Consider the following 14,517-nt stretch of genomic DNA (forward strand, 5'->3'; position numbering starts at 1 on the left):
AATCTGTATGGAACGGAGCATATGAAATATTATTGTTCAGGAGGATTTGACTGCCTTTTGTAAAGCCACTCTGTCAGGCTGGCCGTCCTCGGTCCGGGGAAGAGCATCAATCCACACAGCCGCCGCATCCGGCAGATTGGGAAAATCCTGCCTCATCCATTTTGAGAGCAGTTCGAGGTTAAAATCATCTTCTGTCACGAGAGCGACCCATGGCGTTGGAAGTCCCTGATCATCAGGGACAACAAACATCGCACCATCCTTGACACCGGCACATGCCAGAAGCCGCGCGTCCAACCTCTCCAGATCGAACTTATCCCCGCCAAAACTGATCAGATCGTCGGCGCGGCCCCGCAGGTGCAATGTTCCATTGGCGTCCACAAAGCCGGTATCACCAGGGTAGAACCATCCGTCCCGAAATTGTACTGCAGTCGCAACCGGGTCCAGATCGTATCCGCCGATAACCCCAGTGCCGCTGACACGAATGCGCCCCACCTCACCGGCAGAAACACGTTGATGATTTTCGTCCACGATCTCCAGTCCAACCCAGGGAAGTGGCTTTCCGACGTCATCATCGCTGGACTGAACGTCCGTCGAGACAATGGTAATCACTCCACATTCATCAGCGCCGTAAACAACCTGAACATTCGGGGTGAGCTTTTGCCGGATGGAGGCACAAAGCGCTTTTGGTAACTTCCCTCCCGCAACCGTCAGAAACAGATTGTCCAAGGGACTCATGCCGGGTGGTAGCTGAGAAAGTATGCCCTCCACATGCCGAGGAGAAACAACGGCAACTGTCGGAATATCCTGGCTGAAGACGAGCCCTAACTCGGAACCCGTCATCATTTGCAAACGCGTCCCGGCTACCAGGGCAGAGAGAATGATGAGAAAGCCGCTAGAAGTCTCCGCCCCCAGCGTCGGTAAGACGCGCAGGTTTTCAGGACGATGGGTGTGGGACAACACATCCTGAAACAGCAAGTGATAAACCGCAGTTTCCACATATCGCGATGTCAGGGCGATACGACGCGCATCCTGGCTTGTCCCGCCAGCTACAGAGAAACGCACGACGTCGTCAGGCTGAACTGTGATGGTTTCAGCACATTCTGCCCCGGTCTGGCAGACATGCTCAAACCAGGCGTCGTTCAGTACCAGAACCTGTTGCTCGAGCCCGTCGACAGGCTCATCAAGCAATATGATGTCCGGAGACAGGATTTTCACAGAGCGGTGGAAGTTCGCATCCACATATCCCGGCAACGAAGCCGAGGGTATTCCGAGCCGGGCTAAAGCAAGAATGAAAACCCAGTGTCTGTATGGATGTACGCATCGAATGGCCACAACTGACGGGAGAAGATCCCGAAGCTGAAAAAGTGCGTTGGCAACTCGTCTGACATCGCGGGAAAGCTGATCGAAGCTTGCTTCTCCCTCAAACCAGCTCATCGCAATTGAGGCCGGATGTCCGGCTGCATATTTCAGGGCCAGACGTTCAAACATATTGCGTCAACCTATTCCTCGGAACTCTATGAAAATCCTGCAAATAGAAAGAAGGAAGTAACATGCGTTCCTGAAACGCACGTTACTTCCATTTCGTTCAACTTTCTAAGCAGTTTTTCAGGATGCGATGACAGCTACGTTGTCAGTCTCATCTTCAAGCAGGTATGGCCCTGCATTCTTCACTTCAATTGTCAGAACAGCGATCGAAAGATCCTGACGCGCAGGAAGCTTCAGAACAGCGTTGCCATTCGTCCACCGAACGCCGCCCTCTTCGCGGTTGTTCCAGCCGGACAGTTCGTCTTCCGTGATGTGTGCAGTCAGGCTCTTCTGACCGTTACCTGCCCAGAGGCTGATACCCCCGACCAGAACGCCAAGGTAACGACGGTCATCAACCACCGGACCAAAGACATCGGCCGGACGAGACGCACGGGACATGATACGGACTTCGTCAACGCCAGCAGGAAGCATGAAAACGAAGTCGCCGTTTTCTGCACGACGTGCCGCGTTAATCCGATGACCCGCAGGCGTCACAAGATGCAGGTTGGCATCTTCGGTTAGAACAACGGGCTTCCGCTGGTCTGGAATGGACATTTCTACAGCGCGTTCTTCAAGTGCACGATAGATTGGCTCAACCAGATCACGCGTCACTGCCAGCGGTGCCGCTGCATCAACGCTCCATTCACGAACCGGACCACTGACAAGACGGACAACACCACCCTGCTGACCGAATTCACGACGGTTTCCAGTATCCAGATAGCTTTCGCTAAGGGCACCGTTGGACCACAGAATGGAATGATTTTCCGTCTCAACGTGGAAGTACTCGTAGTTCGTCATTGTCAGATCGTAGAAAACGCTACGACCATTAACGAGCATACGAGCCGGGACGAAGCGCCCTTCGAAATACAGGCAATGCTCGGGAGTGACCACGAGATCCTGATGCGGCACGCCAGGAGAAATGGCGTCCTTAAGGATACGGACAGGATATCCAGCCTGATCAACCGGCAGATCCGTACGAACCTGCGCCGTACGATGACCAACCCAAGTGATAGGCTCGATGACTTCACGACCAGCCACATATGTGATGGCGCGGTCACCAATCTGAAGGTCCTCGACGCGCTTTTCGCCATCTTCTGTAAGGATCAACGTCCCGGCGCAGAAGCAAACGAACGTTGCAATCGTGCTGCCATCGGTGTCACGGCCAAGCACGAAATAGTCGGTGCTCTTGAAGGTGCCACCAAATGTTGTCTGCCAGGTGGAACCACCTTCGGAAATCGTAAGGGTGTTACCGTCAAGCTTAACAGTGCCGCCCGAAGCGTAGGTCAGCGTATCGACATCGATAACTGCACCCTGAGCAACCTGTGTTCCAGACAGAACAGCGCCAGCAACAACTGTGAGCGAGCCGCCGGAAGAGACTGTCACGTTGTAAGACGTTGCACCGGAAGCAACAGATTCCTTGCCGCCGCTGAGCACTGTGCCGCCAGAAATGACACCACCAGACAGCACGCTCTCCGTACCGCCAGACGATACAGTCACGCTGGATGCAGTTGCGCCACTTGAGACAGTAAGCTTGCCCCCGGCGCTTACGACCGCACCGCGGAGAATAGCAGCAGCATTCAGCTGAACAACACCACCAGAAATGTTTGTCGCACTGATGGTGGCGCCACCGCTCGCAACCGTCGTACCACCAGAGGCAACAATCGTCCCACTGGTGATAGCACCACTATACAGGTTCTGAACGCCACCACTGTTGACGGTGTTGCTGATCGTGAGACCACCGGCAGAAACATACTGACTGCCCTGGATCAGGGATCCCCGGTCAGTACCACCACTCGTGATGATTTCCTGTGCCCCAGCATGCAAGGTGCCAGCCGAGACAATGCCAGGCCCACTTAGATTTGTCAGTCCCTTGGACGTCAGGATCGCAGAAGCAGACGTGTTGAGCGACTGGTCGCCAACGAAAACTGCACCACCTGCTGCTGCATTATAATTCGTAACGGTTCCACCGTTAAAGGCCAGAACTGCGGCAGAGTTTCCAACCGTTGCGCCAGTAATGGTCCCGCCGGAAGCAAGCAGAGCACCCGCGGACGTCGCAGAAAGGTTTGTTCCGACATCGCCAGTCTGAGCTATAATAGCTCCGTACTGCGCCGCAGTAGAACCAGAAAGCGTATTATTTATTAGAAAATACGATTCATTAACGGTCACATCTCCAAAAATATCTGTCGATGTAGAGCCGGATATTGTCCCACCATTAGCAAGTGAGTACTGCCGAGTACTATTATACGTTGTTCCGCCAGCCATGCTTAATTCCTCCATCACTAGAAGCGTTAAGCATTTATTAACGAATTATAAATTGTTAATCCGTGCTCAGCGCCGGAATCGAACATAAGGTAGGACGTTAATTTTAATCAATAGGAATCATTGGCGATGTTGATATAAAAAAAACCAAATAACTATCGATTAACGATATCGGTTATCGTTCCGCGAATTTCGGCGTAAATTAATCGTCATACGGTATGGGTCAAGGTAAAATTCTCGGCATCATTCTCAATTTCTTCCACACTCATGCAGCATATTGATCAATATCAAATTAGCTGAGAATTCGACCTCAGAGCCATTACAATGCGACATGCGCGCAGCCGCACAGCACGAGCCGATGCTGCGCGGCTTGCTCTTTATGATTGCTTTAAGGGTACTGTTGCGAAGTAGAGAGGCAAACTATAGGTCGTTTACTTATCGAGCAGATAGGCGCGCACCGCTTTAAAACGGCTTCAACGAGCATGCATCTCGTTTCACTCGTAAATTATTCGTAAATCTCTTCCGACGCTGAAAACTGTGGCGCTCTTATGTATACGCCCACAGTTCAGTCGTGACGCTTCGCTTTCCGGGCTTCTCTATTAAGACGCAACTGCTCTCGCCGCTCCGCTCTTCGTCCCGCTGGATTTTTCTGCTCCTGCAGCAGGATTTCATGCTTCATCTTGAGCCAGTTATTCCAACGCCGCTCATCAAGCTTCCCATCTTCACGAGCCTTTCGGACCGCACAACCGGGCTCGGCTTCATGTTTACAGTCCCGGAAGCGGCATTGCTGAGCAATCTCTTCGACTTCAGCATTGAATTCCCCAAATGCGGCGGCGAGACCCTCCGCTGCATTCACCATGCCGAGTTCACGCATTCCTGGCGTGTCGATCAGCAGGCCACCCGAAGGCAGGCTCACCATCTCCCTATGGGTCGTCGTATGTCTGCCCTGCCCGTCATACTCGGAGACAGCGCCCGTCGCAGCATGGTTGGTTTTCATTAGAGCATTAAGAAGTGTCGATTTTCCTGCCCCGGAACTTCCCACCATGACGCCAGTGCGATGTCCGTCGAGATAGGCCGAAATCTCGTTCAGCCCCGTACCCTCAAGAGAAGACACGATCCTGAGATCAACCCCAGGGGCGCAAGTCTTGGCAGCATTGGCGACTTGCTCAATATCCTCACACAGATCAGCCTTGGTCAGGACCATGACAGGCTTTGCGCCGCTTTCTCTTGTGAGAGCCAGATACCGTTCCAGACGGGACAGGTTGAAATCTGCCCCAGTTGTCATAACCAGGAATGCGACATCAATATTAGCTGCGATGACCTGCGATTGCGTCCGCTTCCCGACTTCTTTACGGACAAAACAGGTCGTGCGCGGCAGAACAGCCTGAATGGTGCCACGTCGTTCGTAAAACCTCGGATGGCACACCACCCAGTCACCAATAGCCGGCCGATCCAATGGATCCGACGTATGCAGAAGCTTCCCTGCAGTATCAGCCTGAATCAGACCACTTTCAGTAATGACACCAAGAAGGCCTCGTTGCTGTGCAACGACACGCCCAGGGATCAGCTCACTTCCGGAGTAAGGCTGGAAGGCCAACGCAGTTTCAGCGCTCCACCCATAAGATGTCAGTACGGTCAGGGATCTTGTCTTTCGTTCAGGCTTGGGTCTCTGCCTGCTTTATAAGCACTGTCCCAGCGTTTTGGTATGCTCCTTTATTGGGGCACTGGGTAGTCCTTTAAGCAGCAAGTCCTGTAGCCCCAATAAAAAGTACCCTGACCCTGCCCCTCAAATGTGTGGGGCACGCCGCCAAGGTGATGTCGCTTTGTGCCGCCATGGCATGGCAACGTATTCCAGTAGCAGCAGCATTGCGAAAGAGCCAATACCAATCAACGTCATCAGAAGCATGGCACCATAAACCCCGACAGAATTCATCTGCGCGTTCGCCGCCAGCAAGTATGTTCCCAGTCCCATTTTGGAAGATGCTGTCCACTCCCCAATCACCGCCCCCGTTACAGCGTAAGAAGCGCCGATCTTAAGGCCGGAAAAAAGCGGTCCCAGGCAGGCTGGCAGGCGTATGTAGAGAAATGTCCGAAGGCGCGTCGCCCCAAGCAGACGGGCGAGATTGATCTGGTCACGATCTATATGCGCCAGTCCGTCCATCATATTGACCACGACCGGAAAGAAGACGATCCAGGCCACAATAATAAGCTTTGGCGTCATACCGAAGCCGAAGATGATTACGAGCGGCGCTGCGATACCCACAATCGGAATGGCCTGAGATGTAACAAGTGCCGGATATAGCAGGCGCCCCAGCCCCGGCAACTGTGACATCATGACGGCCAGGAGCACACCAACCGCTGCACCTACAAGATAGCCTGCCAACGTTTCCTTGAAAGTCTGCCACAACAGTCCGCGTATCATGACCTCATTCTGGAACAAGGCACTTATCGTGGCGACTGGAGACGGAATGACAAAAGCGGGGACGTGGAACACGGAAACAATGGCCTGCCATACCCCCAAAAGCATGAGCATGGCCACAGACCAAAAACCCATGGATTTGACTACAGGATGAATAAAAATCGACCGGATCAGGCTCATTTCAAAATTCATTTCTGATAAGGGTCAACGATAAAGGAGATCAAGCGCTTCGGCTTTCAGTGATATGAATGTGCTGGACGTCATGCATGAAACATCTCGGGGGCGCTCCAGATCAACGTTGAGAATACGACCGATCCGTCCCGGCCGTGGGAGCAGCACGACAATCCGATCTGCGAGGAAGATCGCCTCATCCACATCATGAGTGACAAACATGATTGTACGTCCTGTCTCAGCCCAGACCTGCAGTAACCATTGCTGCATGCTCAGTCGCGTCTGACTGTCCAGTGCGCCAAATGGCTCATCCAGCAACATAAGATCCCGGCCAGCCGTAATGGTCCGCATAAGTGCAATACGCTGGCGCATCCCTCCTGAGAGGGTTGTCGGGTAATTGTTCAGATAGGCGCCAAGACCATAATGCGTGGCAAGCGCCATAGCCCTAAGTCGGTCATCCTGAGTGGCACCGCGGGTCAGAGATGCCCCAAGAACAATGTTATCCAGCGCTGTCAGCCACGGAAGGAGCAGGTCCTTCTGCAGCATATAACCCACATTACCCGGCTTTCCGACGATATCTTCTCCATCAAGCCTGATGCTACCCGTAGTGATAGGCAACAAGCCGGACACCGCATTAAACAGCGTGCTTTTGCCGCAGCCAGATGCCCCCAGAACGCATACAAACTCTCCCGGTGCGATATCGAGGCTGACATTGTCCAGCACGAGATTATCACCGAATGCATGCGACACCCCATCAATGGAAAGCTTGACGGCACGACCTGCAGTATTCCCGTTCGCACCGGTATGCGCCTGCGAAAAGAGTGCGTCGGAGGTATTGGGCATCATGAGGTCTTTCTGTTGAAGGCGCATCCAAGGCGTGCCTCAGCCAAGCCCGGCACGGTGATCGTGTATGACCGTCAGACCATTTTAACTAAGCCATGATCGAAGTAATAAATTTCCTCATATTTTACGGCCAGAGAGCTACCAACCTTCGCGATATGAGGCTCGAATGTGAAATAGTTTACACTCCCGAGAAGGCGTTCATTTCCCTTCTCCATAATAATGAAATCATTGGTAGAAGCAGCGATGCTATGACCATACGCATCGAGCAAATCGAGGTTTTCATAGCCCTTTTCGGAGACCAATGCCGACATCTTCTGATGTACATCCCCGAATGTCATGTCTGGCTGAACAGTCTTTATGAAGACGCCATGAAGATAGGTTTCAAAATCCATGGCCTCCTCCTCTTCCTCACCGGCTTCCGCGGCGGGCACGATAATCCCGTTACGTAGGAAATAGGTTCGTGCGCTATCTCCGAAGTAATCATCAATGCGAGGGCCCACATCAATCGTAATGGTTTCGTTTTCGCCAAATAGCTTCGTAGACGGAACATAACTGCTATCAAACACAGACAGCCGAAGCCGCTCTCCCGCCAATACAAAAGCGGGCGTATTGCCCCAAAAATCGGTTGCTCCGTGTGCAAGCATGAGGTCATGGCATGCCTGGTGCACACTCGCCTCAGATGCACCGGGCACGATCTGGGCTGTAATATCGGTCAACACTGCACGAGCAATGTCCTGTGCAGCGGTGTAGTGACTCAGATCTGAGGGAAGTGATGCAGTCATGATCTACCTCGGCAGAAAATCGTTGGTGTAATAAGTGGCCAGCGGACGAACTTTTGAAATCAGACCAATGCGATGCATTTCACTCGCAAGCTCTGACCAGGACTGTGATGTCTGGCTCAAAGCCGTGTCACTATTTCCAAAATAGGGGACAGCGGCCGCCCAGCCAGCTTTATCGTAGAGCGGACTATCCACTTCTGGATAAATTCTGCTGAAGAGGGCTGCTGCCTCGATCGGGTGAGCCATCGCCCAGAGAAGGCCTTCACGCGTCGCAGCCAGCCAGGCCTTGGCATCCGCACCATGCAATCTCAGCCACTGAGGCGTTGCCGTGAAGGACCAGATGGGAATGTCTGGCACCCCGGTGACATTCGGACATGCAAGACTAGGCATTTGTCCGTCTTGCGCTATGGACGCCGCGATCGCAAAGGACGCCGCATTGGTGGCAAGATCCAGACGGCCGGAAAGCAGTAATGGCAAATCTTCAAACTGCGTAATGATCTGCTGGACATTCTCCGCATTTTTCACACCACTTTTCTCAAACAGCAGATGCATCATCACCGCCGTCCATGAGTCGGTAAAAATTCCTATTTTCTTACCTTCAAGGGTGCGCAGATCTATGGGCTCGCCCGGTCTGCCGACAACGCACCAGCTATTATGCTGATCGTAATTGGCGATGGAGAGCAGCGGCAGTGAAACCTCTGCCGCAAAAACCACATCCGTCCGCGCTTCCATGCCGATTTCGGCCTGCCCTGTTGCGAGCATACGCGCCGTAGTCTGAGCATCTGGCGGCAGAACAATAGATACATCCAGTCCATATCGTCGATAAATACCCTGCTTCTGAGCAACGACGATAGGAATCAGAAGAAAGCCCTGTACTGGCCAGAAATAAACCAGACGGACATGGTGCAGACTTTCTGAAGCACACGCCTTGTGGGGTAAGCACGCCAGCAACAGGCATCCTGAGACAACAGCAGACGCCCACTTGCGCCAGGGCCGCCTGTTCACAGAACTTGCCTTATTCTGTGTCATCCGTTCAGGGAAGAAGGACTGTCATTTGCACACGTCCCTTCGATAGGTGACCAACCCTGCTCCACCAGACGAAACATGGGGATATGCCCTATCGCCTGAACCAGCGCGGGGAGATCCGGCCCGATTTCGCTCAAAGCCTTGTACCAGGCCCATCCTTCGGTAAGAGGCGCCACAACGCCAACTATGTCTGCACCTGCCTTGCGTAGAAGCCTGATGGCCGCCCCTGCGGTCTGACCCGTGTTAATGACGTCATCCACAATAACAACACGCCGCCCTTGCACGCGCTCTACAAGCGCGGGGTCAAGATAAAGCCGCTTGTTGTGAAGTGGGCTGGTTGAAGAAACCAGTGGCTCAGAAAGTTCTTCATCGTACCAGAATTTGCACGAATGCCCGAGTGCCACATAATCGTCCAAGCCAATATTCTGAGCGACAGGACGCGCATAAGCCAGTCCCATCGTCGGCACCCCCACGATGGCTTCAGGGGCAAGGTCATGAACCAGATCTGTCAGCAGGCGGATGATCTCATGCTCAACAGCAAAGCTTGTCTGATTAGACATAAGGAGCGCAATTGCCATTTCTCCACCCGGAAGTGCTCGCAGGGGAAGCTGAAGCACCGAACCGTCTCTTAGCGGAACAGGGTAGCTCTCGGAGTATATCGTCGCTTCCTCTAAAGATGACCTGGGGAACCAGCGAGCGTGATAGGGCTTCACCTGCGTCATGAGTGTTCCCCTGCATGGCTTTGGGCACCACTTCCAACGCGACAGAAGCCCGGAGGAAAATGCTGAGAGACCTGAGCAAAACAGGCTTCATCAAGCATTCCAAGATTGACGTGCATGACGCGCGAGCGAACACCCCGCCCATCATCATGCAGATCCGTCGCCAAAAGCGTTTTAACCTTCAGCCCCGTATGCTGCGCAATGAAATCCCGGCCTTTGTTCTCAGTCTTTTCACCGATGGTAAAGATTTCAAGGACCTCGGCCCCGGCGGTGGTGATCGCCTGAATGAGAGAAACCAGTGTTCCTCCAGTACTAATCAGGTCGTCGATCAGAATAATACGGTCCGTAGGGCGGACACCATTCAGGTACAGATCCGTAGACCCTTCTGCGAGATACTCGTTACTCAACGGGACTTTAACTTCCCCAGGAGCACCTGAAGGCGTCCAACGTGCAAGGGTGCGCGGGAGACGATACTGCCGCAGAATATCCGCAGTGATCATAGCGCCTCTATCTTCCTCCCCCACACCCAGCGTCGCATCGTCTGCGTGCGCTATATGGAGACGAGAAAGCAAACAGATAGCATCCGCCAGCTCAGGTGAAAGCGGAGGAATATTATCCGTTACGGAGGTCGGGAAAAAAGAAAAAGTCTTTCCTCCCTTTCCCGATACAACATTGGTACCCCGGTCATGAAAATCTTTCACCACCAAGCGAATGGCATCCACAACCGCGCTACTGTTGATTGGAACGCCTAGGGTGTGAGCGGTGAAAGCCATATATGACACGGGACCTCACTTGATCAGTAAACCGGTTTACAATGACTAACTTTCGGACCATATCATTGTCAATAAGCAACATAACGATTCCGATTTGGAGTTTCATGGCCTCATTCCCTGAGATGCAACTCTAAATCGTACCAACCCCATGCCTGACAAGTTGAGCTTCAGATGAGTAAAGGCCCCACGATCAGTGACGTCGCCACTTTAGCTGGCCTCTCGAAAGGCGCCGTTTCTCGCTATCTGAACAACAAACTCGTGCTGCCTGCCGAAACTGCGGCGCGACTGGAGGCAGCCATTCAAACCCTTGGCTTCCGTAGAAACCACTTTGCGCAACGCTTAAGCCAAGGGAAAAGCGAAACAATCGGGCTAGTTGTGCCTGAAATTTCAGATCAGTTTTTTGCCGAACTTGCCGAAGGTGCTGAACTCGAAGCCGCGTCAGCCAACTATGGCCTGATTCTGGGAATTGGCCGCAATGACGTATCGCGCGAGATTGATTTTCTTCGATGGCTCGACACTCACATGGTTGATGGTCTGCTCTTCGTTTCAAACCGACCGGATGATGGACAACTCCGAGATCACCTTAATCGCTATCGGAATATTGTTATTCTGGATGAAGATATTCCCGGCAGCCATGCAAGCAAGGTCTTCTGTGACAATGTGCAGGGCGCACTCTACGGCGTCAGACATCTTATCAGCACAGGGCATCGACGTATTGCTCACGTGAGCGGCCCATCTGCTTTGATGAGCGCGGGTGAACGCCTTTCGGGTTACAGACAGGCTCTAGAGGAAGCAAACCTCTTATTTGACCCTGCCCTTGTCCTAAATGGCCTTTATAGCCGTGATTATGGTCGTCAGGCGGCTGTAGCGTTATCTGCCATGCACCCCAGGCCTGATGCAGTCTTCGCTGGCAGTGACTATATTGCGATTGGCCTGATCGAAGGATTTCTTGACCTAGGCCTTACCGTTCCTGGTGATCTTTCCATTCTTGGATTTGATGATATCGCTCCGGCTGACATGGTCACACCCTGCCTGACGACTATTCGACAGAATGCACAGACCATGGGACGCGAAGGTGTACGCCAATTGCTGGCAACCATGGGTAACCCAGCACGTCCTGCCATGGAAATCAGAACGCCAATCGCACTGGTGCGGCGCGGCTCCGTCAGACACAGGGGGCGAAATCCACCTATATAAGTAAATATTACTAAATATAAAATTTCGCAATAAGATAAATTACTAATTGTTATTATTTTATTTCTGATTGCGACATTCAAGAACATAATTTGAAATTTCAAATTTAAAAATACCGTTTTATTTTAAAAACCAATTTAGGTTACGTTTCCGTTATGGATTAAACCCGCATTATCGCTCGGTCGAAATCCATAATGATAAGAAACAAAAACAACTTGGTTCCACATGAAAGGAAGCCATGTGATGCGTTCTCGTGCTCCGAAAATTCGCTCGTTAAATCGGCGCCTCCTCGTCATGACTTGCCTAGGAACCAGCCTACCAGCCGGAATCATTGACGCCACATCGTTCTCGGAAGCACAGGCCGCTGCGACCGAACAGGAGGCGGAGAAATCTACTCCTCATCGGGAGACCCGCTCACGTCGTCACGACATTCCCAGCGTGTCAGAACATCCGAAACCCCGACATGCGCGTACGGAAATTAATTCCACGGCGGATGAAACTGTTCACGTGTCCAGCGTACAGCGGAGCCGAGGCGGCGGGATGATGCGTGTTGAAACTGCCCCATACGCAGTACAGACTATTACAAAATCGTTTATTGATATGCGGAGCCCCACAAGTACTGCCCTCGAACTCGTTCGAAATCTTCCAAGCGTTAACATTGCAGTCACCGATACGTCTGGCTTGCAAGGTGGGCGCATTCAAAGCCGAAGCCTAACAGATGCTGATATGGCACTGATGATTGATGGCGGCCCTGCAGCCAGCGCGGCGTATATGGCAGAAAACGTTGAATCCGAAGACGTCGACAGCGTCAGCATGATGCCGGGTTCGTCTCCAATCGATCTTCCAGTAACATCAGCAGCAGCTGGCGTTTTAAATCAGGCCACTCATGATCCCTCACACAAATTTGGGGGAACGATGGATTTTTCATACGGTACAAACAATCTGGCACGCCAGTTCATCCGCCTTGAGTCAGGAGACGTTGGAAACACGGGAAGCAGAGGATTTGTTTCCTTCGCCCATACCCAGGCACGCTCATGGTTTGGCGGAGGACGCAACGAGAAGATTCACGTGGATGTCGGCGTGCGAAAAGACTGGGCCAATGGCTCATATGCCCGCGCATTCATGGGATGGAACCTCGAAGACTTTGTCGTCGACAGATATGGCACCGCCAATCAGTTTTATGATTTTAAACGGACGGGAAATAGCTACGGCCGGAAGGCTGAATTCGATGCGGCCAGTAACGATTACTGGAAAAACAACATCAACCACTGGATGCAGCTTTTCCTGACTGCGCCAATGCATGTTGTCCTCACACGACACCTCCATTTTGATCTCCGCCCCTACTACAACTGGGGACGCGGCTGGAGCGGAAGCGCGGGCGCTTTTTCAGGCGCAACGAGCGGCAATACCTATAAATCCGGAGTGCCGGTTGCCACCGGAACTCCCGTAACCAGCTTTTTCTTGCAGGATGGCGCATTCAGCGTCGGCCTAACAGCAATTCTTGGATACGATATTGATAAGCACAATCACTTTGAACTTGGCTACTGGTACCAAAATCAGGATTACACCCAGCACTTTCCAAGCAGCGTGACAACTGCCGAAGGCGCTAACCCAAGTCCCAATAATTCTACTTATCAGATCTATCGAAACGGCAGCCGCGTTTATCCAGGCAACACGGCAGGCTTTGAAATTCATTCGTTATTTTTTCAGGACACTGCAAAATACTTCCACGACCACCTTTTGGTTAACGCTGGCTTCAAATATGTCATGTCGAATGTTTGGTATATCGTTTATCCAAGCAAGCAAAAGCTTGGACAGAACCTGACTGCCCCATTGCCGCATGTGTCAATCAGCTATCACTTCAATGAGCACCATCAACTTTACATGAACGCAGAAGGTGACTTCAGACAGCCCGCCTCCTCTGCGGTAGCGAATACGAATATCGATGGAACATTGCCTAAAAATCAGTATTCAATCAGAGAGGAGCTCGGCTATCGTTATAACGATAAATACTTCATCGTCGATCTTGATCTGTTCAATTACAATATTACAAATCGCCTCCTTTCCACTTATGTCGGGAACAACCAGACTGGCGTCGTAAATGCTGGAAATCAAACCGCTCGCGGCGTGGACTTGATGGTATCAATACAGCCCATTCACGGGCTCAGCCCTTATTTCTCTATGGAATATCTCAACGCCACAACTGATACCAATATCGCTGCTTCAGATATTAACGGAAGTCTTACAGCCTTTGCGAGTAAAGGAAAGCAGGCCCCGTTAGCTCCACATTTCATGGCAAACTTTGGCCTGACTTACACCTATAAAGGCATTTTTGCTAACGGTGCCCTTCACTATACTGGCCCCCAATCCACAACGCTTGCGGGGGACCAGCGGATGCCGGGTTATTTCACAAACACGCTTTCACTTGGCTACCATTTCAAGCCTTTCTGGCACGCAAAGTCACCAACAATCCGACTGAACTTTACCAACCTTACTGGTGCAATCCTGCGAACAGGAGTTGTTGGCGTCGGCACAAATGCCAGCCAGGTCCGCCTTATGAACGGAAATCTCTCTAATATGGGCTCTGGTGCACAGTTTATTCTGGAACCCAGATTTACAGTTACAGGCACGGTCTCAACAGCTTTTTAAAAGTTATGAGAGATCTCGCACGAGGCACTTAAGAAGACGGGAAATTCATATTCCAGTGATATTTCCCGTCTTTGAAGGAGAGTTTTTAGAATAAAATCCATTACTTAGGATGACGAAATATACGGTGCGCCGATAAGGTCCCAACATCCCTGGAACGCCAA

11 protein-coding genes are annotated in these 14,517 nt (G+C 52.0%); 2 read left to right on the top strand and 9 right to left on the bottom strand.

The window, feature by feature from the left end:
• Positions 1-36 precede the first annotated feature (36 nt).
• From R5H23_RS03940 to R5H23_RS03980, 9 genes are all read right to left on the bottom strand, one after another.
• The gene (locus tag R5H23_RS03940; protein ID WP_317214443.1) at positions 37-1,488 is read right to left on the bottom strand and encodes an AMP-binding protein; all 1,452 of its coding nucleotides are present in this window, start codon (positions 1,486-1,488) and stop codon (positions 37-39) included.
• A gap of 117 nt (positions 1,489-1,605) precedes the next feature.
• Entirely contained in the window at positions 1,606-3,786 is a 2,181-nt protein-coding gene (locus R5H23_RS03945; RefSeq protein ID WP_317214444.1) for a Hint domain-containing protein, read from the bottom strand.
• Positions 3,787-4,348: 562 nt separating this feature from the next.
• A complete protein-coding gene (rsgA, locus tag R5H23_RS03950; RefSeq protein WP_317214445.1) occupies positions 4,349-5,380 on the bottom strand; it encodes a ribosome small subunit-dependent GTPase A in 1,032 nt (343 codons plus the stop codon).
• A 189-nt stretch (positions 5,381-5,569) separates the two neighbouring features.
• On the bottom strand, positions 5,570-6,382 hold the full coding sequence (locus R5H23_RS03955; protein ID WP_317214446.1) for an ABC transporter permease: 813 nt from the start codon (positions 6,380-6,382) through the stop codon (positions 5,570-5,572).
• A gap of 24 nt (positions 6,383-6,406) precedes the next feature.
• Positions 6,407-7,219, bottom strand: coding sequence for an ABC transporter ATP-binding protein (locus tag R5H23_RS03960; RefSeq protein ID WP_317214447.1), 813 nt, complete (start codon positions 7,217-7,219; stop codon positions 6,407-6,409).
• Positions 7,220-7,290: 71 nt separating this feature from the next.
• Positions 7,291-7,998, bottom strand: coding sequence for a M24 family metallopeptidase (locus R5H23_RS03965; RefSeq protein ID WP_317214448.1), 708 nt, complete (start codon positions 7,996-7,998; stop codon positions 7,291-7,293).
• Between the two features lie 3 nt (positions 7,999-8,001).
• Positions 8,002-9,000 carry an ABC transporter substrate-binding protein gene (locus R5H23_RS03970; RefSeq protein WP_317214449.1) on the bottom strand — a complete coding sequence of 333 codons (999 nt, stop codon included), beginning with the start codon at positions 8,998-9,000 and terminating at the stop codon, positions 8,002-8,004.
• Positions 9,001-9,020: 20 nt separating this feature from the next.
• Complete coding sequence (locus R5H23_RS03975) at positions 9,021-9,743, bottom strand: phosphoribosyltransferase (protein ID WP_317214450.1); 723 nt, start codon at positions 9,741-9,743, stop codon at positions 9,021-9,023.
• Positions 9,740-10,513, bottom strand: coding sequence for a hypothetical protein (locus R5H23_RS03980; protein ID WP_317214451.1), 774 nt, complete (start codon positions 10,511-10,513; stop codon positions 9,740-9,742). The genes R5H23_RS03975 and R5H23_RS03980 overlap by 4 nt, the downstream gene beginning before the upstream one ends.
• A 171-nt stretch (positions 10,514-10,684) precedes the next feature.
• On the opposite strand from R5H23_RS03980, the gene R5H23_RS03985 reads away from it, so the two are divergent.
• Positions 10,685-11,710 (top strand): LacI family DNA-binding transcriptional regulator, encoded by a 1,026-nt coding sequence (locus R5H23_RS03985; RefSeq protein ID WP_317214452.1) that lies wholly within the window; start codon positions 10,685-10,687, stop codon positions 11,708-11,710.
• 537 nt (positions 11,711-12,247) lie between these two features.
• On the top strand, positions 12,248-14,356 hold the full coding sequence (locus R5H23_RS03990; RefSeq protein WP_317214609.1) for a TonB-dependent receptor domain-containing protein: 2,109 nt from the start codon (positions 12,248-12,250) through the stop codon (positions 14,354-14,356).
• Positions 14,357-14,517 lie beyond the last annotated feature (161 nt).

Source organism: Gluconobacter sp. GP1, assembly GCF_032913585.1.
Taxonomy (GTDB): Bacteria; Pseudomonadota; Alphaproteobacteria; order Acetobacterales; family Acetobacteraceae; genus Gluconobacter; species Gluconobacter cerinus.